At 26.8% G+C, this 26545-nt stretch carries 23 protein-coding genes, 1 other RNA gene and 1 pseudogene; all 25 read left to right on the top strand.

Translation table 4 applies throughout. The features are described from left to right. Positions 1–630: 630 nt before the first annotated feature. The 25 genes and pseudogenes from dnaA to D9R21_RS00295 all read left to right on the top strand — a co-directional run bounded on the left by dnaA (position 631) and on the right by D9R21_RS00295 (position 26426). Entirely contained in the window at positions 631–1983 is a 1353-nt protein-coding gene (gene dnaA / locus D9R21_RS00410) for a chromosomal replication initiator protein DnaA (protein ID WP_126820628.1), read from the top strand. Positions 1984–2151: 168 nt separating this feature from the next. Further along, positions 2152–3270: a DNA polymerase III subunit beta gene (gene dnaN / locus D9R21_RS00405; protein WP_126820627.1), complete on the top strand. Its 1119-nt coding sequence runs from the start codon at positions 2152–2154 to the stop codon at positions 3268–3270. A gap of 169 nt (positions 3271–3439) precedes the next feature. Further along, positions 3440–5359, top strand: a complete 1920-nt coding sequence (gene gyrB / locus D9R21_RS00400; protein ID WP_126820626.1) for a DNA topoisomerase (ATP-hydrolyzing) subunit B — start codon at positions 3440–3442, stop codon at positions 5357–5359. Positions 5360–5374: 15 nt separating this feature from the next. Continuing rightward, entirely contained in the window at positions 5375–7837 is a 2463-nt protein-coding gene (gyrA, locus tag D9R21_RS00395) for a DNA gyrase subunit A (RefSeq protein WP_126820630.1), read from the top strand. A 2-nt stretch (positions 7838–7839) separates the two neighbouring features. Continuing rightward, the gene (gene serS / locus D9R21_RS00390; protein ID WP_126820625.1) at positions 7840–9111 is read left to right on the top strand and encodes a serine--tRNA ligase; all 1272 of its coding nucleotides are present in this window, start codon (positions 7840–7842) and stop codon (positions 9109–9111) included. Positions 9112–9181: 70 nt separating this feature from the next. Next, positions 9182–9272, top strand: an RNA gene (ffs, locus tag D9R21_RS00385) — signal recognition particle sRNA small type. A 16-nt stretch (positions 9273–9288) separates the two neighbouring features. Further along, positions 9289–9732: a deaminase gene (locus tag D9R21_RS00380; protein WP_126820624.1), complete on the top strand. Its 444-nt coding sequence runs from the start codon at positions 9289–9291 to the stop codon at positions 9730–9732. A 66-nt stretch (positions 9733–9798) separates the two neighbouring features. After that, positions 9799–11841, top strand: a complete 2043-nt coding sequence (dnaX, locus tag D9R21_RS00375) for a DNA polymerase III subunit gamma/tau (RefSeq protein ID WP_126820623.1) — start codon at positions 9799–9801, stop codon at positions 11839–11841. A 17-nt stretch (positions 11842–11858) separates the two neighbouring features. Beyond that, positions 11859–12326 carry a toprim domain-containing protein gene (locus D9R21_RS00370; RefSeq protein WP_241568605.1) on the top strand — a complete coding sequence of 156 codons (468 nt, stop codon included), beginning with the start codon at positions 11859–11861 and terminating at the stop codon, positions 12324–12326. A gap of 9 nt (positions 12327–12335) precedes the next feature. Further along, positions 12336–12440 (top strand): hypothetical protein, encoded by a 105-nt coding sequence (locus D9R21_RS08620; RefSeq protein ID WP_408641294.1) that lies wholly within the window; start codon positions 12336–12338, stop codon positions 12438–12440. 17 nt (positions 12441–12457) lie between these two features. Then, the gene (tmk, locus tag D9R21_RS00365) at positions 12458–13102 is read left to right on the top strand and encodes a dTMP kinase (RefSeq protein ID WP_126820629.1); all 645 of its coding nucleotides are present in this window, start codon (positions 12458–12460) and stop codon (positions 13100–13102) included. Further along, positions 13095–13931: a DNA polymerase III subunit delta' gene (locus D9R21_RS00360; RefSeq protein ID WP_126820622.1), complete on the top strand. Its 837-nt coding sequence runs from the start codon at positions 13095–13097 to the stop codon at positions 13929–13931. The genes tmk and D9R21_RS00360 overlap by 8 nt, the downstream gene beginning before the upstream one ends. A gap of 1 nt (position 13932) precedes the next feature. Next, a complete protein-coding gene (locus tag D9R21_RS00355; RefSeq protein WP_126820621.1) occupies positions 13933–14655 on the top strand; it encodes a tRNA1(Val) (adenine(37)-N6)-methyltransferase in 723 nt (240 codons plus the stop codon). 9 nt (positions 14656–14664) lie between these two features. Then, complete coding sequence (gene tilS, locus D9R21_RS00350) at positions 14665–15972, top strand: tRNA lysidine(34) synthetase TilS (RefSeq protein ID WP_126820620.1); 1308 nt, start codon at positions 14665–14667, stop codon at positions 15970–15972. Positions 15973–16045: 73 nt separating this feature from the next. Further along, positions 16046–18064, top strand: coding sequence for an ATP-dependent zinc metalloprotease FtsH (ftsH, locus tag D9R21_RS00345; RefSeq protein WP_126820619.1), 2019 nt, complete (start codon positions 16046–16048; stop codon positions 18062–18064). Positions 18065–18151: 87 nt separating this feature from the next. Then, positions 18152–19015: an Hsp33 family molecular chaperone HslO gene (locus D9R21_RS00340; RefSeq protein WP_126820618.1), complete on the top strand. Its 864-nt coding sequence runs from the start codon at positions 18152–18154 to the stop codon at positions 19013–19015. 115 nt (positions 19016–19130) lie between these two features. Beyond that, on the top strand, positions 19131–20072 hold the full coding sequence (locus D9R21_RS00335; protein WP_126820617.1) for an ABC transporter ATP-binding protein: 942 nt from the start codon (positions 19131–19133) through the stop codon (positions 20070–20072). A 475-nt stretch (positions 20073–20547) separates the two neighbouring features. Next, positions 20548–21540, top strand: a pseudogene (gene dusB, locus D9R21_RS00330) (tRNA dihydrouridine synthase DusB). Positions 21541–21557: 17 nt separating this feature from the next. Next, positions 21558–23060, top strand: a complete 1503-nt coding sequence (gene lysS, locus D9R21_RS00325; RefSeq protein WP_126820616.1) for a lysine--tRNA ligase — start codon at positions 21558–21560, stop codon at positions 23058–23060. Positions 23061–23068: 8 nt separating this feature from the next. Beyond that, positions 23069–24073, top strand: a complete 1005-nt coding sequence (locus D9R21_RS00320) for a class-II aminoacyl-tRNA synthetase family protein (RefSeq protein ID WP_126820615.1) — start codon at positions 23069–23071, stop codon at positions 24071–24073. Further along, entirely contained in the window at positions 24074–24760 is a 687-nt protein-coding gene (locus tag D9R21_RS00315; protein WP_126820614.1) for an IspD/TarI family cytidylyltransferase, read from the top strand. Positions 24761–24873: 113 nt separating this feature from the next. Next, complete coding sequence (gene rpsF, locus D9R21_RS00310) at positions 24874–25323, top strand: 30S ribosomal protein S6 (protein WP_126820613.1); 450 nt, start codon at positions 24874–24876, stop codon at positions 25321–25323. Positions 25324–25346: 23 nt separating this feature from the next. Next, positions 25347–25787, top strand: a complete 441-nt coding sequence (locus tag D9R21_RS00305) for a single-stranded DNA-binding protein (protein WP_126820612.1) — start codon at positions 25347–25349, stop codon at positions 25785–25787. A gap of 18 nt (positions 25788–25805) precedes the next feature. After that, positions 25806–26030: a 30S ribosomal protein S18 gene (rpsR, locus tag D9R21_RS00300; protein ID WP_126820611.1), complete on the top strand. Its 225-nt coding sequence runs from the start codon at positions 25806–25808 to the stop codon at positions 26028–26030. Between the two features lie 93 nt (positions 26031–26123). Next, positions 26124–26426, top strand: coding sequence for a YhgE/Pip domain-containing protein (locus D9R21_RS00295; protein ID WP_241568603.1), 303 nt, complete (start codon positions 26124–26126; stop codon positions 26424–26426). Positions 26427–26545: the final 119 nt, after the last annotated feature.

The following is a 26545-nucleotide window of genomic DNA, read 5'->3' as shown; positions in this document are numbered from 1 at the left end:
AGTTTTCATTCTTTATTAAAAAAAGCAACAATTCATAACAATATTTACTTATCGCATGACGAATATATTAATGATGTTAAAAAATGAAATAAATGATATTCAAGCCGCAAAGAAAAAGATATAATAAATAAAAGTTTATAAACCTTTTTTACTAATACTTACTTTTTGGGGTGCACTCTAAACTGCTATAACTGTTATCATAGAACTACCTGTAATTGTTACAATAGGCAATAAACTTAATAGTTTTTTCATAACTTAATAACTCCTCTCTTTAAAATATTTTTTTATTTTATTTAGAATAATAAGAGTTAATAGTCAATATATATTTTAAGTAAGATAATTATACTATATTTTTATTTGTTATTAGCAATTTTTTCGATAATACTTACATTAATAAATATTATTGTAAAACTTTATCACTTTCCACAATAAAAAACAATTTACACCATAAAATGTTAATAATGTGGAAAACAATAAAAATAATCAATAAAAACAATGCTTTTAAAGATAATATAAAAAATATTTAATGTGGAAAACTATTAATTTTTATTAATTTTGCTCATTTTTTAATACTTTTCCACATCTTTTATTTATAATTAATAACGATAAAAACTATTGGAGATGAAATTAATGAACACAAAAGAATTATGGATTGAAGTTAAAGAAATATTATCTCGTGATGAATCAGTTTCCCCAGAAATTTACAACTACTATATTAGTGACACAAACTTATATACTGTATCTGATAATAACTGCTTAATTACAACAAAATCAGAAATTGCAATTGGTGTTTTTGAGGCAGGATTAAATGAAAAAATTAAAAATATCTTAAAAAAACTGACTGGAATCCAATATAATATTTCTTTTGAATTAGAAAAAAATATTAATAAACAAGCTTCTGTAATTAGTAAAATTGATACATTAACAGAAAACAATAACATTGCTTATTATGAAAATTATACTTTTGAAAATTTTGTTCGTGGAGATTCTAATCACGAAGCAATGCAAGCAGCTTTAGCAGTTGCTCTAGATCTTGGAAAAAAATGAAATCCATTATTCATATATGGAGACTCTGGACTAGGAAAAACACATTTATTACACGCAATTGAAAATAAGGTAAATGAAATATATAAAACAAATAACCGAGTAAAATATTTAAAAGCTTATGAGTTTGGAAAAATTGCTATGGATATTTTAAATCAAGGACATGAAATTATTGAAGCTTTTAAAACATCTTATGATATTTACGACTGTTTATTAATTGATGACATACAATTATTAGCAAAACGCAATAAAACAAATGAATTATTTTTTCATATTTTTAACTCATATATTGAAAAAAATAAACAAATTGTAATTACTTCTGATAAATATCCTGATGATCTAGGTGGTTTTGAATCTAGAATTATTTCTCGTTTTTCATATGGTTTAAGTATTGGTTTAGATTCACCAGATTTTGAAACAGCTCTTAAAATATTAGAACAAAAACTAAAACATCAAAATAACTTAGAATTATTTTCAGAAGAATCACTAGAATTTATTGCTTTAAATTTTAACAGTGATGTTAGAAAGTTAGAAGGAGCAATTAAGCGATTATTATTTTTAGCTGTTATGAACAAAAAACCAAATGAAATTATTACATTAGCTGATGTTGAAAAAGCATTTAAAAATGCTCCTCTGCAAAACAATGAAAAAATTACCACTAAAAAAATTAAACAAATTGTTGCTGATAATTATAATATTACTATCAAAGCAATGATGAGTAAATCACGAATTAGTAATGTAATGCAAGCACGACAATTAGCAATGTATTTTTGTCGAACATTATTAGATGAACCATTCACAAGAATTGGAACTGAGTTTGGTGGTAAAGACCACACAACTGTTATGAATAGTGTTAAAAAAGTTGAAGCACATATTAGCACAAACAAAGAATTTAAACATTTAGTAAATGCAATTCGTAGAAAAATTGAAGGAAAATAGCACAATGTTTTCCACGCTTGTTTTTTAATAAAAAATAATATTATTTAAAACTTTATCAAGTTTTCCACATTTTCTACATTATAATACTAATAAATAAAAAACAATATTTTAACAATAGTATATAATTATTTATATATTACAGAATATACTAAAGTAAGGAGTAACAAAATGATTGTAAACATTAAAAGAGATAAAATATTAGATGAATTATTGAAAATAAGTCGAATAATTTCTCAAAAGACTTTAATTCCTTCACTACTAGGAATTTTAATTGAAGTTAAAAAAGACAAAATTACTTTTACTACTTCTGATGGTGATATATCAATTAAATCAGAAATTATGGGCACTGATTTAAGTATTACTCGAATTGGAAGTGTCTTAATTAAAAATAAATTTATTGTTGAAGTTATTCGTAAAATTGAAGATGAATTTATTACCTTGGAAGTAGTTGAGGGTAATTTAATTAAAATCAAAGCAAGTAATTTTGATTCAGTTTTAAATACATTAAACTCAGCAGATTATCCACATTTATCATTTGAAACAGAGGGTAAAGAAATAAATTTTACAAGTATAGTATTAAAAGAAATTATTTCACAAACAAGTTTTGCAATTGGAGAAAAAGAAAAAAGAATAGTTTTTAATGGTTTAAATATTAAAACAGATCAAAATAATAAAGAATTAATAATTACTGCCACTGATTCATTTCGATTATCATGTAAAAAGATTGCTTATAGTAATAATTATAATTTTGATGTTATTATTCCTGGAAAATTTATTAATGAAATTGGCCGTTTAATTTCAGAAAATGACCAAGAAATTAAAATGAAAATTACTGATAAGTCAGTTAGTGTTATTATTAATAATACAATTGTTCAAACAAAAATTATTGAAGGAAAATATCCTGATACAAGTAAAGTTATTCCAACTTCCTTTAATACTTCATTAACAATCAATAATCGTGAACTAATTAAAATTATTGAGCGAGCTAGTGTTTTATCAAATGAGGCGATGACAACAATTGTTACATTAAAAATAAAAGAACAAAAAGTTTTAGTTACTTCATTTACGCAAGAAATTGGTAACACAGAAGAAGAAATTAAATATTTTAAAGTTGAAGGAGCAGACCAAACAATTTCTTTTAATTCAAAGTATATTTTGGATGCTTTAAAAGCCTTTAAAACAAAAGAAATTACAATTAAAATGATTGATGAAACAAAACCATTAATTATTACTGCTAATGATGATCCAACATTACAACAATTAGTTTTACCAATTCGATCATATTAAAAACTCATTATTGAGTTTTTTTTATTTTATAACTTTTTTATAGGGTTAAATTAGACACTAAAAATATAAAAATATTTTTTAGAATATTTAAAAATATATTTGATAATTTAGCCCTAAAATTAGGTAATAATGGTAAAATAAAAGAAAGCAGAAATGGAGAGAATTATTTATGGGTGATAATTATAATTCAGAATCAATTCAAATTTTAGAAGGTTTAGAAGCAGTTCGAAAACGACCAGGGATGTATATTGGGGCGACAAATGCTAGAGGCCTACATCATTTAGTTTGAGAAATTGTTGATAACTCAATTGATGAAGTTTTAGTTAATTTTGCTAATAAAATTAAAATTATCATTAATAAAGATGAATCAATTACAGTTGTTGACAATGGCCGTGGAATTCCAATTGAAATTCACCCAAAAACAAAAGTTTCAACATTAGAAACTGTTTTTACTATTTTACATGCAGGAGGAAAATTTGATTCAAATACATATAAAATTTCTGGTGGCTTACATGGAGTAGGAGCTAGTGTTGTTAATGCTTTAAGTAAATATTTAAAAGTTGAAGTTAGAAAAAATAATAAAAAATATGTAATGGAGTTTCATAATGGTGGTCAAATTTTAACACCAATTAAAGAAGTTGATTCAACTTCAGAAACTGGAACAACAGTAACTTTTTTACCAGATGAAAAGATTTTTAAAGAAACAACAATTTTTAGTTTTTCAACAATTCAAAATCGAATTAAACAATTAGCTTTTTTAAATAAAGGATTAGAAATATCATTAGTTGATTTACGAGAAGATGATGAAGAAAAAATGGTTGTTTATCAATTTAATAATGGAATTAAAGATTATGTTTTAGAATTAAATAAAACAATTGGTACGCCACTAAACGATGTTTTTTATGTTGAAGAAATAGAAGATAATATTGTTGTTGAATTTGGGTTACAATATAATGACAATTATTCAGAAAATATTTTTTCTTTTTGTAATAACATTAATACCCATGAGGGTGGAACCCACGAAGAAGGTATTAAATTAGCCATTGTTCGTGAAATAAATAATTATTTTAAAAATATTAATAAAAATAATAAAGGTAACGAAGATAAATTTACTTGAGATGACATTAAAGAAGGAATGACAACAATAATTTCTATTCGTCATTCGGATCCGCAATATGAAGGTCAAACTAAAACAAAGTTAGGAAATAGTGAAGTTAAAAAAATTGTTTCTAATATTGTTGCAAAAGGATTAAGTAGTTATTTGTTAGAAAATCCAGAAGATGCAAAAAAAATTATTGAAAAAATAAGTTTATCATTAAAAGCAAGAATTGCTGCACAACGTGCAAAAGAAACAACACGTCGTAAGACCGTAATGGATAGTTTTTCATTACCAGGTAAATTAGCAGATTGTGAAACAAAAGATGCTAAAATAGCTGAACTTTATATTGTTGAAGGGGATTCTGCTGGTGGAAGTGCTAAATCTGGTCGAAATCGAAAATTTCAAGCAATTTTACCATTACGAGGAAAAATTTTAAATGTTGAAAAAGCAAAACAAATTAAAATATTTGAAAATAATGAAATTAATTCAATTATTACCGCATTACGAGCAGGTATTAAAGATAATTTTAATGATAAAAAATTACGTTATCAAAAGGTAATTATTATGACTGATGCTGATGTTGATGGTGCACATATTCGAATTTTATTATTGACATTTTTTTATCGTTATATGAAAGATTTGATTGAAAATGGCAATATTTATATTGCTCAACCACCACTATACAAAATTCAAAATGTTAATCAGATTCAATATGCTTATAGTGATAATGAATTAGAACTTTATAAAGAAGAATTATTAAAACAAAATAAAAATTATACAATTCAACGTTATAAAGGATTAGGAGAAATGAATCCAGAACAATTATGAGAAACAACAATGGATCCAGAACGGCGTTTATTATTGAAAGTTTCTGTTAATAATGCATTTGAAGCAAATTTAATTTGTAATGAATTAATGGGTGAAAATGTTGAACCACGAAAAAAATTTATTCGTGAAAATGCAAAATATGTTAAAAATTTAGATGTCTAGAAAGGAGATATAATGATGAAATCAGAAAATGATGGATATGATTATGATGGTAAAATTAGTGATATTGATATTGCTGATGAAATGAAAAATGGCTTTTTAGATTATGCAATGTCAGTTATTGTTTCACGTGCAATTCCTGATGTTCGTGATGGATTAAAACCAGTTCATCGCCGTATTATTTATGCAATGTGAGATTTAAAAATGACTTACGATAAACAACATAAGAAATCAGCTCGAATTGTTGGTGAAGTAATTGGGAAATATCATCCCCATGGTGATACTGCTGTTTATGAAGCAATGGTTCGGATGGCACAAGATTTTTCTTATCGTTATCCTTTAATTGATGGGCATGGAAATTTTGGTTCAATGGATGGTGATGCTCCAGCGGCAATGCGATATACGGAAGCGAAAATGAGTAAAATTGCTGGTGAACTAATCAAAGATATTAAAAAAGAAACAACAATTTTTATTGACAATTATGATGGCAGTGAAGAAGAACCGACTTTTTTACCAGGATATTTTCCAAATTTATTAGTTAATGGTGCTAGTGGAATTGCTGTTGGAATGGCAACTAATATTCCACCTCATAATTTGAATGAAGTAATTGATGGTGTTATTGCGGTAACAAAAAATCCTGAAATAACAACTGTTGAATTAATGAAAATTATTAAAGGACCTGATTTTCCAACGGGAGCATTAATTACGGCTGGAAACGGCTTAATTAAAGCTTATGAAACAGGAAATGGAGCAATTACAATTCGTTCAAAAATTGATATTGAAGAAAATAATAATAAAAGACGAATTATTGTGTCAGAGATTCCATATCAAATTAATAAAGCAAAATTGTTGGAACGAATTGCAGAATTAATTCGCGACAAAATTATTAATGGAATTAGTGATCTTCGTGATGAATCAAACATGAAAGGGGTTCGTATTGTTTTAGAATTAAAACGTGATGCTCAAGAAAATGTTATTTTAAATAAGTTATATAAATTAACACCACTTCAAACTAATTTTTCGTTAAATATTTTAGCATTATACAAAAACCAACCAAGAGTAATGGGTTTAAAACAAATTTTAAAATATTTTATTGAACATCAAATTGATATTATTATTAAACGTAGTCAGTTTGAATTAAAGAAAAATCGTAATTGTTTAATCATTTTAGAAGGATTAAAAATTGCGCTTGATAATATTGATGAAGTAATTACAATTATTAAACAATCACAAACAACACAGATTGCATCAAATGCTTTAATTAATAAATTTAATTTGGTAGTTGAACAAGCACGAGCAATTTTAGAAATGCGCTTACAAAGATTAACTGGATTAGAAATTGAAAAAATTATTAATGAAATTAAAGATATTAAAGTATCAATAACTGAATTAGAAGAGATTATTAATAATAGTGAAAAACAAATTGACATTATGATTACGGAATTAACAGAAATCAAGAAAAAATATGGTGATGAGCGGCGTAGTCACATTATTAAGGAAGAGTTAACAGAAATTGATCCAGAAGAATTAATTCGCCGGGAAGACATTTTAATTATGTTAACACAAGATGGTTATGTTAAACGAGTAGCTGATGATACTTTTAAATTACAAAATCGTGGTGGAAAAGGGATTATTGGTTTAGCAAATATTGAAGATAGTTTAAAGAAAATTATTAGTGCTAATAGTATTGACTCATTATTAATTTTTTCAAATTTTGGAAAAGTGTATAAATTACGAGCTTATCAAATTGAAACATATTCACGACATGCACGGGGGTTACCAATTATTAATTTAATCGCAATTGATAAAACAGAAAGCATTCAAACAATTATTGCTATAGATGAGTCAATTTCAACAGAGGATAATTTATTTTTTGTGACAAAAAAAGGTCTTATTAAAAAAACAAAGATAAGTGAATTTAATCAAATTCGTCAAACAGGAAAAGTAGCAATTGAGTTAAAAGATAATGATGAATTAGTAAGCGTGATTATTACAAAAGGACATGATGATGTTATTATTGGAAATAATATTGGAAAAGTAATTCGATTTAATGAAGAAGAAATTAGGCCAATGACACGACAATCAGTAGGGGTTAAAGGAATTGCTAACGATGCTGTTGGAGAAACCATTGGGATGAGTTCAGGACGGTCTGCGAAATATGTTTTATCAGTAACTGAAAATGGTTATGCGAAAAAAACAGCAATTGAAGATTATCGTTTGACAGGACGAAATACTAAGGGTGTTAAGTCAATGAACTTAACAGATAAAACAGGATATTTAAAATTTGTTCAAGCTGTAAATGGTGATGAAGATATTTTAGTAGGAACAAAAAAAGGAAATATTATTCGTGTTTCGCTAGAACAAATTCCATTATTTGGCCGAACAACATCGGGTGTTAAAATTATGCGATTAGAACAAGATGATAAATTAGAAGTTATTGAAATTTTAAAAAAGAAAATTAACATTGAAGGAGAAAGATAAAAATGTTAGATCAGAAAAAAATTGTTGAAAATTTTGACGAAATAATGAAGAAATTAAACCGCCGTTATGATGATTTTTCATATTTACAAGATATTAAAAAATTATCAGTTCAACGTCGCGAATTAATTGTTAAATCAGAAAAATTAAAAGAAAAACGAAATCTTGAATCAAAAAAAGTTGGAACTTTAATAGCAGAAAAAAAAGACCAAGAAGTACAAACAATTAAAGAATTAATTAGTACTATTAAACAAGAAATGGAAGTAATTGATGAACAACTAAATAAAGTTGAAGAAAAAATTAAAGCAATTTTAGAAGTTACGCCTAACGTTCCAGATGATTCAGTTCCTAGTGGGAAAGATGAAAACGATAATGTGGAAATTCGTAAATGAGGTAAAATTACAAATCATAAGAAAGTAAAAGAACATTGAGAAGTAGCGACAGCATTAGACTTAATTGATTTTGATCGGGGAACTAAAATATCAGGTTCACGTTTTGTAGTATATAAAGGAATGGGAGCTAAATTAGAACGTGCTTTAATGAACTTTATGTTAGATGAACATGCAAAACGAGATTATATTGAAATTGAACCACCAATTTTAGTACAATCACAAATTATGTATGGAACAGGAAACCTGCCAAAATTTAAAGAGGATTTATATTATATTGAAAAAGATAATTTATATTTAATTCCAACTGCAGAAGTACCAGTAACTAATTTATACCGTGAAGAAATTTTGGAGAAAGATCAGTTACCAATTTATCATACTGCTTATACACCATGTTTTCGTCAGGAAGCTGGTTCTGCTGGACGTGATACAAAAGGAATTATTCGTTTACACCAGTTTAAAAAGGTTGAAATGGTTAAGTTTACTACCGAAGAAGCTTCATTTGAAGAATTAGAAAAAATGGTATTAGATGCAGAAAATATTCTTCAATTATTAGAAATTCCATACCGTGTAATCTTGTTGTGTTCAAGTGATATGGGATTTTCTTCAACAAAAACATATGATGTAGAAGTATGAATGCCTGGTCAGAATAAATATCGGGAAATTTCGTCTTGTTCAAATTGTCTTGATTTTCAAGCACGTCGAATGAAATTACGTTATCGTGATGATAATAATGAAATAAAATATGTTCATACTTTAAATGGATCAGGTTTAGCAATTGATCGTTTAATTGCTGCCATTTTAGAAAATTATCAAAATGAAGATGGGACTATTACAATTCCAAAAAAATTGCAACCTTATTTTCAAGGTCAAACTGTTATTGTTTAAAATGTTTCACGTGAAACATTGCAGTTTTTAATAAAAAGGATATGCAAAATAAAATTCTATGCTATAATTACTTATGTCATTACAATAGTTACATTTGAAATTGGTCAGGACCGGAAGGTAGCAGCCATAAGACTAAGGACTATGTGTAATGACATTTTTTATGATAAGGGTGAATTTATGACAGATACTAAATTAATTTTCAATAAATTATATAAGTTATCACAACGAGCATATAAGAAAAAAAATGTTCCAATTTCTGCATTAGTTGTTGACCAAAATGGTAAAATTATTGCCATTGGATATAATAAAACAACAAAAAATTTAGTAACAACACACGCTGAGATTTATGCTTTAAATCAAGCATGTCGAAAAAAACGAACAAATAAAATTAGTGATTGTTCAATATGAGTTACTGTTGAACCATGTATGATGTGCCTAGGAGCAATAATTAATTCAGGAATTAAAGTTATTAATTATTATTTATCAAATGAAAAATATGGTTTTTTAAAGTCTAATCATACTTTTGATGTTTCAAAATTAAAAGTTCAACATGTTAGAAAACATGAGGAAAATATGATTTTAAAAGATTTAATGAAGAAATTTTTTGAACAATTAAGATAGAATATTTGTAATTAAAGGAGTAAAATAAAGTTATTATAACAATAATATTGGACGGGAGCATAAAAAATGGATTATATTTCTTTATATCGTAAATATCGACCAAATAATTTTGATAAAATTGTTGGACAAATTGAAATTAGAAAAGCTTTAAAAAATGCAATTATAAATAATACATTTTCGCATGCATATTTATTTTCAGGACCACGTGGGACAGGGAAAACTTCGATTGCAAAAATATTTGCAAAAGAAATTAATTGTATTAATTTAGATAAAGGGAATCCGTGTAATGAATGTGCTAGTTGTCAGGAAATAAATCGCGCCGGAGCAGTTGATGTATTTGAAATTGATGCTGCTTCAAATAATGGTGTTGATGAAATTCGAGAAATTAGAAATAACGTTCAGTTACTTCCTACGATGACAAAATATAAAGTTTATATTATTGATGAAATTCATATGTTAACTAATTCAGCTTTTAATGCATTATTAAAAACATTAGAAGAGCCACCACAACATGTTGTTTTTATTTTAGCAACAACTGAAAGTCATAAGATTCCTGCAACAATTATTTCACGTTGTCAACAATATAATTTTCGTAAGATCTCAAAAGTTGAATTAGAAAATAATATTATTAATATTTTACAAAAAGAGGAAATTAAATATGATTTGGCTGCGATTAAAGAAATTGCTCTTTTGGCTGATGGTAGTGCTCGCGATTCATTAAGTATTTTAGAACAAGTAATTATGTTTTCTGATCGAAATGTTACCTTAGAAAATGTAAATATTATTTTTGCAACAGTTTCAAAAACCATTAAATTAAAATTATTAAAAGATATTTTAGAATATAAAACAACAGAAGTTTTAATTGCTAGTAAAAAAATTTATCAAGCGGGTTCTGATTTTGAAATTTTAACATTAAATTTATTAGATATTTTAAAAGAAATTTTTGAGTTTAAACAAACGAATAATTCAATTTTTTTAAATTTATTATCAGAAGAACAAGCAAAAGAATTTGCTGAACAATTAAGTTCAAAAGAATTAATTATGTTACTTGATTTGTTTACTGAAGCAGCAAGCAAAATGCGAAATAGTAAAACACAAGAAATGTATTTTGAATTAATTTTATTAAAAGCTTTAGCAATCTTTGAAAATAATACTAAGAATTTACAGAATTTAAAATTAAGTGATTTAGTGATTTTAGAGCATACAGAGGAAAGAGAAATTAATTATGATAAAATAGAACAAATTTCTAAAAATATAGAAATAATAGAAAATAATTCTGAAAAAGATCAAGTGATACCATTAAAAAACAATGATGAAATAATTCATTTAAAAGAACCGAAATTACCTAATAACCAGCAATTATTTCATAATTTTTCATTATTTAATGATGAAGAACCTAATGATAGTTCTTTTAGTAACATAGAACCACAACAAGATAAAATAATATTAGATAAAAATGATCTTCAAACTAATTTTGAACAAACAAAGGAAAAAGAAAGTTTTCAGTCAGTTGGATCAGAGCAAATTTCTTATGGAAAAGAATTAGAAGGCATAACTGACTTACAAAAATATCGTGACGATATGAAAAATAAAGTTAATATCTATGAATTTTCTAATATTAATTATTCTAATAATCAAATTTTTAATATTTTAATTAAAGCTAGTAAAGAAAAGCGAGAAAAATTTAAAAATAAATTTATGGAATTAATTAACGAAAAAGGTAAAGTAGTTCAATTAGATAAATTAATTAGTTTCTATGATGTTAAATATGCGGCTGCATCAGAACAAGGACTGATTATTGTAACTAATACAAAACCAGAAGCAAATTGAATTAGTTTTGAAATGTGTAATTGAGAATTTCGCAATAAGATTTTCCAAGCATTTGATTTTGATTTTATTATTATTGCCTTAAGTGAAACTGAGTGAACTAGTGTTCGCAATGATTATGTTAAAATTAGACAAGCAAATAAATTACCAAAACCAACATTAATTGATGTTGAAGAGTTTTACCAAAATTTATTAGTTAAACAAATTGATAACTATGAAGAACATAAAGATGTTCTTGAAACTGGTAAACAAATTTTTGATAACATTAAGATAGTAGAATAATTGATTGGAGATTTGAAATGAACTGTGAAGAATTAATTATGGAATTAAAAACTATTTTAGGTGTTGGTAAAAAGACTGCGGAAAGGATTTTTAATAAATTAATTATTAAACCATCATTATTGGAATCATTAGAGCATGTTTTTAATGAAATCAAAAATAATTATCATCAATGCTCAATTTGTTCAACATTAATGCAAAATAATGTTTGTTTGTTTTGCCATAATAATTTATGTGAACAAACAAATCTTTGTGTTGTTAGCAATTTTTTTGATATTATAAAAATTGAAGCAACAAAAGTTTTTAATGGAGTTTATCATGTTTTAAATGGTGAAATTAATGTAAAAAATGGCATTACACCAGATAAATTGACTTTTTCTGCGTTAGAATCCCGAATGAATGATAAAATTATAAAAGAAGTGATTATTGCTGTTGGTGCTACTTTTGAAGGAGAAGTAACAGCTCAATACTTAAAAACATTTTTGTAACCTTTTAATATAAAAATATCACGTTTAGCCCAAGGGATACTAATTGGTGGTTCCTTAGATTATATTGATGAGGTAACATTAAAACAAGCTTTAGAGGGACGTAAAGATGTTTAAGAACAGGGAGTGTAATGATGCTATTTATAACATTAGAAGGAATTGATGGTTCTGGGAAAACAACGATTTCAAAATTATTAAAAGAAAAATTACGGTCAGAAGGATATCAAGTTGTTTTAACACGAGAACCAGGGGGCAATGAAATTGCTGAGCAAATTAGAAATGTTATTTTAAGTAAACATAATTTAGGAATGGACCCATGAACAGAAGCTTTATTATATATTGCTGCTCGTAGGCAACATGTTGTTGAAGATATTTTGCCGGCGTTAAAACGAGGAGAAATTGTAATTTGTGATCGTTTTATGGATTCTACTTCAGCATATCAAGGATATGCTCGTGGATTAGGAATTCGAACATTAGATGAAGTACAATCCATTGTTTTGGGCACAACAAAGCCAGATTTAACTATTTTTTTTGATATTGAACCAACAATGGCAAGTGAAAGAATGAAAGTTCGAAATGAGGTTGAAATGAACCGTCTTGATTTAGAAAAAAATTCGTTTCACAAGAAGGTATATGAAGGGTATCAAGTTTTAATTAGTGAAAATGCAGATCGCATTAAAGTTATTGATGCTAGTAAACCAGTGAATGAAGTATTAGAACAAGTATATTATTATGTTGATGAAATTATTCAAAAAATAAAGGACAAAGAAAATGGATAATTTATTTACAAAAAATGATGTTGAGAAAATGACACTATTTAAAAATTTAATTTTAAAAAATAATTTATCAAATCAACTTTTGATTTCTTGCAATAATAAAGTTAAATTAGAAAAATTTACAACAGAAGTTATTAAATTTTTATTGTGTTTAAAAAAACAAGGAGCAGATTGTGAATGTGATATTTGTCACCGCATTAATAATAAAACTTATTATGATTTAAAAATTAAAGGTGATTTTGAAATAATAATCAAAAAAGAAGCAATTCAAGAAATTATTCAAACCTTTAATTATTCTGCGTTAGAACAAACGGGAATAAAAGTATATGTTATTAATGGTATTGATTTATTAACATTAGAAGCGGCTAATTCATTATTAAAATTTTTAGAAGAGCCTAGTAAAAATACATACGCTTTTTTGTTAACAACTAATAAAACAAATGTTATTGATACTATTAAATCACGTTGTTTAAATATTATTTTAGAAAATACAACTGATTTATTAGAAGTTGACGATTTTAAAAATAAATTTATTTCTACCTTTTTTAACAATTTTGCAAGTAACTCGACAAATAACTTTATTCATATTCGTCAGTTAAATAATTATGATAGTGTTGAATGCCGCCAATTTTTTTTAGCAATTGCTAATGTTTTAAAAAAGAAAGAATGAGAAAAATATCAAATTACAAATCAAGATTTAATTCAAAAACTAAATCATAAAAATAGCAAGTTAATTGAAATTTGTTATACTATTTCCAATTTATTATTGGAAAATTTAAATAAAGAATTAATTTTAGAAAAGGGATTGATTGATTGATATAACGAGGTGTAAAGTGAAAGTTTTAAATGATTTATTAGATTATGAGGGAATTAAAATTAACCAACGAAATGACATGTTTAATTTTTCATTGGATACAGTCCTACTGGCTCGTTTTGCAACATTAAATACAAAAATAAAAAATATTTTAGATATTGGTACTAATAATGCGGCAATTCCGTTAATTTTATCAACTTTAACTTCAGCACCAATTACTGGCATTGAATTGCAAAAAGAAGCTGTACAATTAGCAGAGGAAAATGTTGCATTAAATCATAAAATTGAACAGATTAAAATTATTCATAATGATATTAATGAATATGTTAAAACTAATGCTAATGTTAAATATGATTTAATTGTCTGTAATCCGCCGTTTTTTAAAGTTGATGGAGCAAAATTAAATGAAAAAAATAAATTATTAATTCCAGCACGTCATGAAACAGATGTCACATTAGAAGAGATTATTTTTGCTGCTAAGAAATTAGTTGCAAATCGAGGGTATTTTGCGATTATTCATCGTACAACAAGATTATTAGAAATTACTGCATTATTAATTAAATATGGTTTTAATATTAAGCGACTACAATTTATTCATCCTTTTGTAAAAAGTGAAGCAAATAATGTTTTAATTGAAGCTCGTTTTCAAAGTGGGGCAGGCCTTATTGTTGAAAAACCAATCATTGTTCATAATAAGAATTATCATTATACAGAACAAGTTTTAAAATTATTTCGAAAATAGGTGATAGAAATGGAAACTAAACTTTTAAAACAGAATGAAAAATATGTTATCGGGGTGTCTGGTGGTCCGGATAGTATGTTTTTACTTGACAATATTTATAATAATTCAGAGTTAGATATTAATAATTTCATTGTATGTTTGGTAAATTACCAGAAGCGAAAAGATAGTGACTATGATGAACAAATTGTTGTTGAATATTGCAAAAAACGAAATATTAAGGTCTATGTAAAAAAAGTGACAGCGAAAGACTATGAACAGTATCAGACTAATTCTCATAATTTTCAAGCAGTTGCTCGTAGCATACGATATGATTTTTTTTTACAAATTAGTGAAAAATATTGTTGCGAGGGTGTTTTAATTGCCCATAATTTGACTGATCATATTGAAACATATATTTTGCAAAAACAACGAAATGGGATTGTTGAATATTATGGTCTAAATAAAACTAGTTATTATTATCAATTGTTTAACAAAAAACTAAAAATATTGCGGATTATGTTAGAAATATCAAGAGAAGAAATTATTGAATATTTATTTCATCAGCAAATTAATTATGCAATTGATTCAACTAATATCTTAGCTATTTATAATCGAAATATTATTCGTAATGAAATTCAGGATATTAATTTACAAGATATGTTATTAGAAATTGAGGAAAAAAATAAGGAAAATGAACAATTAAAGTTAGTTGCAAAAAATTATTTGATTGAAAATTTTGGGCAAATTAATGTTACTAGTTTTAATGCTCTTAATAATAATATTCAGTTGCAAAAAATTATTATTTTTAATTATTTTAAAATTAATAAGGTTGTTTATTTAATTAGGAATAAAAAAAGAAAGTTTTTAGATGAAATAATTAAGGAATTAAAAAGTTTAAAACCAAATATTATTCTTAAAATTAATTCAAGATATTCTTTAATTAAATCATATGATAATGTTGAAATTGTTAATAATGAACTTTTAGAATTAACAACAATTCAAATAACACCAACAACTGGATTACCAATAAAATGAAAAGAAAATATTATTAATTGGGGAACTAAAAATAAGTATGATTTTATGATAGCAGCAGCACAATGACCAATCACAATTACGAACGATTTATCTTTGCTAAGAAATGCAATGATTAATAAGATGCGTTTAAATCGTTGATTTATCAAAAATAAAGTACCGCTTTTAGCACGAAAAAGTTATTTTGTATTAGATAAGGATAATAACCTTATTTATGCGAATAATTTAGTTGATTTAAAAATTAATAAATTTATTAATAATACTTTAGCGGAAAAATACAATTTATTTTTTTTTATGATAAAATAGTCTAGAATTGGGTCATTGTTTAAAATGACCGAAAAAGATTAATTTTAAAAGTCTTAATAGAGAGGAAATAGTTATGAATAAAAAAAGAATGTGATTTGCAATTATAAGTTCGTTAATTTTTATTGGTTTGATTATTTTAACAATTGTATTATGAACAAAATCAGATATTACCAAAATTAGCGAAGGGGATATGCAAAAAATTGGTAATACTAAAAAGTATAACAATCAAGATATTGATGAAATTACTATTAAGGCTAATGTTGGTGAAAATACTGTAGTTATGGAAGGAGTAATTCGATATTCTGAGGGTGGTGTTATCAAAACTGTTCGCTATAGTTCGGAATGAAACCGTGAAGGTTTTAGAGCTTATACTTACAAGGACAAAATACCAACAAATACATGAGATGAAAATTTTAAAAATAAATTAAAAGGTGGTCTTGTTTCAGTTGACCGTGAGTTTGTTCCAATGTGACAAGCGATGTTAATACAATTAGTACCATGATTATTAATAATGGGAATCGCTGTCTTTATGATTGCTCGTTTATCAAAAATGTCTGGTGGGATGTCAGGTGCTAATCCCTTTTCAATGGGGAAAAATAAAGCACGTCAAATTCAATCCACTGTTAAATTTTCTGATGTTGCAGGAATTAATGAAGAAAAAACAGAGTTAGTTGAGTTAGTTGATTATTTAAAGAATCCACAGAAATATTCAAGTATGGGTGCTCGTGCTCCAAAAGGAGTTCTAATGGAAGGACCACCAGGTACAGGAAAAACTTTATTAGCAAAAGCTGTTGCTGGAGAAGCTGGTGTTCCATTCTTTTCAATTTCAGGTTCTGAATTTGAAGAAATGTTTGTTGGAGTTGGTGCTTCAAGAATTCGTGAAATGTTTATTGCAGCTAAAAAAGCTGCACCATGTATCATTTTTATTGATGAAATTGATGCTGTTGGTCGAAAAAGAACTGTTTCAATTGGGAGTGGTGCTAATGAACAAACATTGAACCAATTATTAGTTGAAATGGATGGTTTTGGAACTAATACGGGAGTTATTGTTATGGCAGCAACAAACCGAGTTGATGTATTAGACCCTGCCTTATTAAGACCGGGGCGTTTTGACCGCCAAATTCAAATTTCATTACCAGATATTAATGAACGAGAAGCAATTTTAAAATTACATGCTCGAAATAAAGCAGTTTCAACAGAGGTTGATTTTAGACGAATCGCGGAAAGAACGCCAGGATTTTCTGGAGCTCAATTAGAGAATGTTTTAAATGAAGCAGCAATTTTATGTGTTCGTAAGAATTTAAAAATTATTACTGTTAATATTATTGATGAAGCGATTGATCGTGTTGTTGGGGGACCAGCAAAAGAATCACGTAAATATTCAGTAATGGATAAAGATATTGTTTCTTATCATGAAGCTGGTCATGCTCTAATTGGTTTACGTTTAGAAGCAGCTAGCAAAGTTCAAAAAGTTACTATTATTCCACGTGGACAAGCAGGTGGTTATACAATTATGACACCAAAAGAAGAAACAATGTTTCATAGTAAAGAGAACTTATATGCAACAATTACTGGTTATTTAGGTGGGCGTGCATCAGAAGAGATTATTTTTGGAAAAACAAAAATAACAACAGGAGCACATGATGATTTAGAAAAAGCAACTAATATTGCACGTCATATGGTTACTGAATATGGAATGAGTTCTTTAGGATTAGTTCAATTTGAATCACCAAAAGATGAATATACTGGAACAAGAAAACGTTATTCAGAAGATATTGCGGCTAAAATTGATACTGAAGTTCGTAAAATTTTAGATGATTGTTATGTAACAGCAAAAGCATTAATTTCTGAAAATCGTAGTTTATTAGATTTAATTGCTGAAAGTTTAAAAATATTAGAAACAATTACGGCAGAACAAATTGAATATATTGATAAATATCATAAATTACCTGATGAAGTAATTCATGAAAAAGAACGTGCAGCAAAGCATAAAGAAAAAGAAGCAAAAGGTGAAATTTTAGAAGTTAAACCAAAAGAACGAAAAAAAGATCACCCAGAAGATGATAAAAATAATGATCCAAATAAGAAGTAGACTAATTAAGCCTACTTTTTGTTTTACTTTTAACGATGATTATACTATAATTGCAAATGAAAGAAATTTATAAAGGAGTTTAAAGGAATGGACAAAGTAACGAAAGCAATTAGTAATGTTCATAATGTTAAAATGACAGTTGTTGATGCAACTAAATCATTAAACGATATTATTAAATTACATGCAACTAATCCGCTTGCACCAATTGTGTTATCAAGAGTTGTTCTAGCCACTATTTTAATTGGTAGTGATATGAAAAATGCAACTGATAAAATGACAAGTATTATTAATGGAAATGGTCCAATTGGAACGATTATGGCAGAATATACTGGTCATAAAGTACGAGGATTTTGTGCTAATCCACAATTTGATGTTGATGAAATTGATCGTGAACATAATGTTATTTCCCAAGTAGTTGGTACAAATGGTTATTTACGCGTAATGAAAGATTTAGGAATGAAAGAAAGTTTCTCAGGTCAAATTCAATTAATTTCTGGTGAAATTAATTTAGATTTTACTTATTATTTAGCACAAAGTGAACAAATTAAATCAGTTATTGCATGTTCAATTAAAATGAATGAAGATAATACAATTGCAAAAGCAGTTGGTTTTTTTGCACAGTTGTTACCAGAACATAAAGAAGAAGATATTGATTATTTAGAAGAAAAAATTGAAAATCTAGAAAACATTAGTCATAAATTAATTGCTGAAGATAATTTAATTAATATTTTTAAACTCATTGATCAAAATGCTAAAGTGTTAGAAGTTGATGAAGTTAAATTTGAATGTAGTTGCTCATACGAAAAAGCTTTAGAATCAGCAAAATTATTAGGTGATGAGCAACTTAATGAAATTTTAATAAATAATGGTGAAATTGAAATTGCATGTGATTTTTGCCGCAAAAAATATCATATTAGAGCAAGTGATTTAAAAAGTTTACTTAAAGAATAAGGGCAAGATATCTTAAATAAGTTGATAAAATTATAATAATTTTGTTATGATATTATTATGATAAAAAATAATTGTAAAATGTATTTTAGTATTTAAAGGGGAGGCACAACACAAGATGGCTGAAATTAAAGATGTACCTAGTACAGACCAAACAAAACCACATGGGAAAGAAGCTAAAGCAAAAAAACCAAATGACAAGGAACCAAAAGAAAAAGTTGATTATACTGCCGTTAAAGAATTTAAACAAAAGTTAAAAGAGCAAAAGAAACAAACAAAGTTATATTCAAAACGAATTCTAAAAGGGGAAATTATTTCAACAACAAATAGTAAACCAGATACAAGTAAATATGTAATTGAACTAGTTAATGTGAAAAAATCATATATTACTGGGGAAGTTGAAACACCAGTTTTAAAAGGAATTAATTTAAAATTAGAAAAAGGAGACTTTATTGTTATTCTAGGTCCTTCTGGATCAGGAAAAACGACATTACTAAACATTATTTCAGGTTTAGATAAAGTTTCAAGTGGTGATGTTTTTATTATTGGCTATAACTTATCGTTATTAAAAGATGTTGATTTAACAAAATTTAGACGAGATAATGTTGGTTTTATTTTCCAACAATATAATTTATTAACTAATTTAACTGCCAAAGAAAATGCTGAAGTTGGGGAAAATTTAAGTAAAAACAAAAATAAGGATATGACAATTAAAGATATTTTTGAGACAATTGGAATGGAAGAACAAATGAACAAATATCCTCACCAAATGTCAGGGGGACAACAACAACGGGTTTCAATTGCTAGAGCATTAGCAAAAAATCCAGATATCTTATTTGGTGATGAACCAACAGGAGCTTTAGATGAAGAAATGGGTCGAAAAGTACTTGAAATTTTAGTTGATGTTAATAAAAAATATAAAACAACGGTTATTATTGTTACGCATAACCCAAATATTGCTGATATTGCTAATACAGTTATTCATGTTCGTAATGGATTAATTGACCAAATTAAGAAAAATACACATCCAAATAAACCAAATGAAATTGATTGATCTTAATTTGTAAAACGCTATTATGTGTTTTACATTTTTTTATTAATATTATTAGAAATATTTTTTAAAATAATAAAATAATTTTAGAATATATTTAATGAATTATTGAAATTTGTTACAATTAAAAAGAAGCTATCGTTTAACTATTTACTTACAAGTAATATTTATTAAGTAATATTTTTGTAAGGAGGAAATTCAGATGACAGATTGTAGGTTATCTTGCCATGCTTGTCAATGTTCATGTTCAGGTACAAACAGTGACCATAAATGTTTTGAATGTGATTGCAACAAACCACATGGCCGAAAATAATATTTTGTTTCTCATTTTTGAGAAACTTTTTTGTAATATCATATATGAACTATAATTATATGAACTATAATAAGGAATAATTAGCCTTAAAAATAGTTTTTTTATTGAATTTATTATTATTTTTGATTAAGATTTATCTAATGACTGTTAATTAAAGAAGGAATTAGAAAAATGAGAATTGGAAATATTGAAATCAAAGAGCAAGTTTTTTTAGCACCAATGGCCGGAATTATGAATGAAGCATTCCGAATTATTTGTCATGAATTAGGAGCAGGATTGGTTTATGCTGAAATGGTTAGTGATAAAGCAATTTTACAAAAAAATGAACGAACTTTACAAATGATTAAAGTAAATAAATTAGAACATCCAATTTCAATGCAAATTTTTGGAACAGATATGGAAACTTTTGTTGCAGCAACAAAATATGTTGATCAACATAGTGATTGTGATATTATTGATATTAATATGGGTTGTCCTGCACCAAAAATTGCAATTAAGTAACAAGCAGGGTCATATTTATTAAAAAATCCTCAACGCGTTTATGAAGTTGTTAAGGCGGTGGTTGAAAATGTTACTAAACCAGTAACTGTTAAAATTCGAATTGGCTGAGATGAAGAGAATATTAATTGTGTTGAAATTGCAAAATATTGTGAACAAGCAGGAGCACAAGCAATTGCAGTTCATGCTCGAACACGAAATCAATTTTATTCTGGAAAAGCTGATTGAAATTGAATTAGGAAAGTAAAAGAAAATGTTGCAATTCCAGTAATTGGGAATGGTGATGTTTTTACTTGTGAAGATGCAAAACGAATGTTAAAAGAGACTGGTTGTGATGCAATTATGTTAGCACGAGGATCACAAGGCAATCCATGAGTATTTAAACAGATTCAACATTTTTTAGATACTGGTGAAAAAATTGAGCAACCACCATTATATGAATGGCGGAATATTATTTTCCGCCATGCAGAATTATTATTAAATTTAAAGGGAGAACGAATTGCAGCGAGTGAAATGCGGAAAAATTTAGCCTTTTATTTTAAAGGAAAGCCAGAAGCTACTAATTATAAAATTCGGGCAACGCAAATAAATACAATATTTGAGTTAAAAATGCTTGTTAATGAATATATTGCCTATTATAATAGTAATATTAGTGTTGCTAAATAGTAAAAAGGAGAATTAAAATGGAGAAACGTAATTTTACAGAACAAGAGCAAATTAGACGTGATAAATTAAAAAAAATGGTTAACGATGGACATAATCCTTTTGTAATTGCCAAGTTTGACCGAACACATACAAGTAAAGAACTTAATGAACAATTTAATCATTTATCAAAAGAGGAATTAGCCACAAGTAGTGATAATATAATAGTTAAAATTGGGGGTCGAATTAAAACATTTCGCGAAGCAGGAAAAGCTAGTTTTGTAACGTTACAAGATCAAAATGGAATTTTTCAAATTTATGTTCGAAATGATGAAGTTGGTGATGAAAAATATCAAGAATTTATTAATTTTGATTCAGGAGATATTATCGGAATTACTGGAATAATGATGAAAACAAACACTGGGGAATTAACAGTGCGAGTTAAAGAATTTGTTTTATTAGCAAAAGCATTGCGTGCATTACCCGACAAATATCATGGAATGACTGATATTGAAGAAAAATATCGTCGTCGTTATGTTGATTTAATTACATCAGCGGAAACAAAAGATATTTTTATTAAGCGTAGTAAGATTATTGCTTTAATGCGAGATTTTTTTAATAGTAAGGGATATTTAGAAGTTGAAACACCTGTTTTACAGCCTATTCATGGTGGCGCAGCGGCAAAACCATTTATAACTCATCATAATACATTAGATATGAATTTTTATCTACGAGTAGCAACAGAATTATCTCTAAAACGGTTAATTGTTGGTGGCTTTGAGGGAGTTTATGAAATAGGACGATTATTTAGAAATGAAGGGATGGATACACGCCATAATCCAGAGTTTACAACAGTTGAAATTTATGTTGCATATCAAGATATGAATTTTATGATGCAATTAACAGAGGATACTATCTGCTACATTGCAAAAAATATTTTAAATAAAGATGAAACAAAATACGATGGAGTAATGATTTCATTCAAACAGCCATGAAAACGTTGACATATGGTTGATGCAATTAAAGAGTTAGTGGGAATTGATTTTTGAAAACCAATGACTTTTGCTGAAGCAAAGAAAATTGCAAAAGAAAAAAAACTACCAATTGAAAAATTTCATACTTCTGTTGGACATATTATTAATTTGTTTTTTGAAGAATTTGTGGAAGATAAATTAATTCAACCAACATTTATTTATGGTCATCCCGTTGAAGTTTCTCCATTGGCAAAAACAAATGCAGAAGATCCAAGATTTACTGATCGATTTGAATTATTTATTAAAGGGCGTGAATATGCAAATGCTTATTCAGAATTAAACAATCCAGTTGAACAATATGAGCGTTTTGTTAGTCAATTAGCAGAACGTGATAATGGTAATGATGAAGCACAAGAATTAGATATTGATTTTATTGAAGCATTGGAATATGGAATGCCACCAACAGGTGGTTTAGGAATTGGAATTGATCGCCTAGTTATGTTATTAACAGGACAAGATTCAATTAAAGATGTATTATTATTTCCCCACATGCGACCAAGAGGAAAATAGGTGATTGTATGGCATTTGGTATTGAAATTGGTTATAGTTCAATTTTAACATTACGTGAAACAGTAGAAGCAATTAGTTTAATTAAACGTGAATTAGTTCGTAGTTTTATTATTCAATTTAATTTATTAAAAGTTGATGCGCCTTTAATTACTACAGAAGAAAAAGGGTTTAATGATGATTTTCGAATGACAGAACGGCCAATTGATTTTGATATTTCACCAACTAATTTGGTTGGTGAAATATTACAGTCACACAATAAATGGCGACGAAATGCAATTAAACAATATGAATTGTTAGAAAACGAAGGAATTTTAACAACGGCAATGGTTTTGCGTCGTGATATTAAGCAATCAAATAGCCAAGCAGTAAGTTTTAGCGAAATTGGATTTGATTTATTATTAGAAGAAAAAGACATTACATTATTAAAAATTAAACAAACAATTGATAAAGCAACTAATATTGTTAGTGATGTAGAAGACATTTTATTATTAAAATTTCCGCAATTAAATAAGAAATTTAAGAAAAAATTAAATTGAACAAGTCAAATTGAATTACAAAAAGCAATGCGATTATTAATTTATCAAGAACGCTTGAACCGATATACAAGAGAAAATGGTGCTACAATCCTCTATGGTTTAAAAAATAGTATTACTAATAATACGATTGAAATTAGTGAATCGCAAGATGTTTTTAATTGGGAACTCTATGCGAAAATTTTTGTTTATGATTTTGTGTTAGAAAAAGCTATTTGTATTGGTTATTGTGCTGCTACTGTTAATCGTGATGTTTTAAAAAGTCAATTAGCAGTAACAAAAGAAACAAGTAAATTAAGAACAGAATATGATGCAAAAGTAGCAACAAATGACTTACCAGTGACACTTTCGTTCGGACTTTTTAAGTCACAATTAGATTTATTTTTATTAGAAAAACAACATATTGGTGAAGTTATTGCTTCGGTTTGAAGTGATGATTTTTTAAAATATGTTAAGAAAAATGGAATTGAAATTTTATAAATGAAAAATTATACGGTAATTATTGTGGCAGCTGGGAAGTCATCACGTTTTAATCAGAAGGACAATAAGTTGCTATATCAAATTGATAATAAACAAAATATTATTGAACAAACATTAATGTTATTTTTAAGTGATCCACTTTGTACAGAAATTATTGTTGGTGTTAATGAAGAAATTTTAACTTTTTTATTGAAAAAAAATTACCAAGCAAAAAATATCCAATTTATTATGGGTGGCATAGAACGAGTTGATACGATTTATCAATGTTTAATTAATCATAAAATTAGTAATGAAATTATAATGATTCATGATGGTGTGCGTTGTTTTACTAGTTTAACTTTTATTAATCAATTAAATCAAGTTTTTCAACAAAAAAATTATGAATTGCTAATTCCAATTTTACCAATTACTGAAACCCTTAAAAAAGTTAAAAATAATTTTATTGAAAAAACATTACCTCGAGAAGAATATTTTACAATTCAGACGCCACAAGTTTTTAAAGCAAGATTATTATATCAAGTTTATGACAGATATTTTCAAACTAAAAATAGAACAATAATTTATGATGATAGTTATTTAGTAGAGTTATTTTCACCAGAAACAAAAATTCATACAATTTATGGTGAAAAACAAAACATTAAATTAACTTATGTTGATGATTTAAAATTATTAAAATTATTAAAATAACGCTTACAATTAAAGGAAATATAAGGTATAATTATTGTCGAGTTAATAATGCTTGAATTATAGTTATTAGCTCCTTGTCCGAATAGGACCTAGACCAAAAGGAGGAAAATAAAATGCGTAAATATGAAATTATGTATATATTAAATCCCGAAGCAACTAATTTGGATGAATTAGAAAGTAAATTACACCAAATTTTAGAATCTAATGGGGGAAAAATAGAAGAACACGGAAAGTGAGGAATTAAAGATTTAGTATATCCAATTAAAAAGAAAACAAAAGGATATTATGGAGTATTAATTGTTAATACAACATCAGAAAACATTGATGAATTTGTTCGAATTAGTCATATTGAACAAGATGTATTACGAATTTTAGTAATTAATACAGAAAAAGAAAAAGGATATATTAAATCAACTGTTTATGCAAAAACAGAAGTTAAGAATGATAAACCAGACCGTGATCGTAGACCAGGGAATAAAAAAACTGATTATAAACGTCATGAACAAAGTTCAGAAGGTGAAGAATCAAAACCAGAAAATGCACCAACTGAAACAAAAGAATAAAAAATTAGGAGTGTGCAAGAGTTATGTTAAATCGAGTTTCATTAGTAGGAAGACTAACCCGTGATTTAGAATTAAAAAATTCTGTTAATGGTAAACCATTTGTTGCTTTTACATTAGCAGTAAATAATAGTTTTAATAACCAAGCTTCGTTTATTCCTTGCTTTGCTTGGAATAAAACGGCAGAAAATATGGCCCGTTATTTAAAAAAAGGATCATTAATTGCATTAGATGGACGTTTACAAACGAGAAGTGATAATGTTAATGGTCAAGTTACAACAATTGTTCAAGTAATTGCTGATATGGTTTCTTTTTTAGATTCAAAAGGTGCTAGTGCTGCTACTAACATTGGTGGTCCATCAATGCCAATTGCTAATGATTTTTCTAACACAACTTTTGAACAACCAGAACCACAAGATGATAATAATATTACTTTTGATGGCGATGATGCAATTTTATGAGATTAAAAAGAAAGGAAAAAGAAAATGAATCCAAAATTTAAACGTTTTAAAAAACAATGTTATTTTACAAAAAATAAAATAACACACATTGATTATAAAGATATTGAATTATTAAAAAAATTTATTTCTGGTAATGGGCAAATTTTGCCAAAACGAGTAACAGGAACAACTGCTAAAAATCAAAGAATGTTAGCAACAGCAATTAAAAGAGCTCGTCAAATGGCTTTATTACCATTTGTTATTGATTAAAAAATACTTACTTTTGTGAGTATTTTTTCTTTTTTCGTGTAGAATTAATATGATATATATCATAGGCAGTAAAAAAAAATAAGGGATGACATTATGAAACAAAATTCAAGATTTATTAATGTTTTCAGAACAGAGGCAAAAGAAAAAATAGCAAAAAATTGACTACAAATAATTAAGTATATGCTAATTTGCTTTGTGCCTTTTTTGTATGGTTTTATTTGTTGCTGAGCTTTTTGAAACCCATTAACAAAAATTGGTAATATTCCTATGGCAATTGTTGACAATGATAGACCACCTTGTATCTCCTATGTTTTTCAGAAACAAGGAACTGATGAAAATAACTTATTAACTTCGCCAACTGTTGAATATTTTAATTCTAACACATTAGCAGTTTAGAGTGCACCCCAAAAAGTAAGTATTAGTAAAAAAGGTTTATAAACTTTTATTTATTATATCCTTTTCTTTGCGGCTTGAATATCATTTATTTCATTTTTTAACATCATTAATATATTCGT

Source organism: Spiroplasma endosymbiont of Megaselia nigra, assembly GCF_003987485.1.
Taxonomy (GTDB): Bacteria; Bacillota_I; Bacilli_A; order Mycoplasmatales; family Mycoplasmataceae; genus Spiroplasma.
This window is presented reverse-complemented; position numbering and strand designations above follow the sequence as displayed.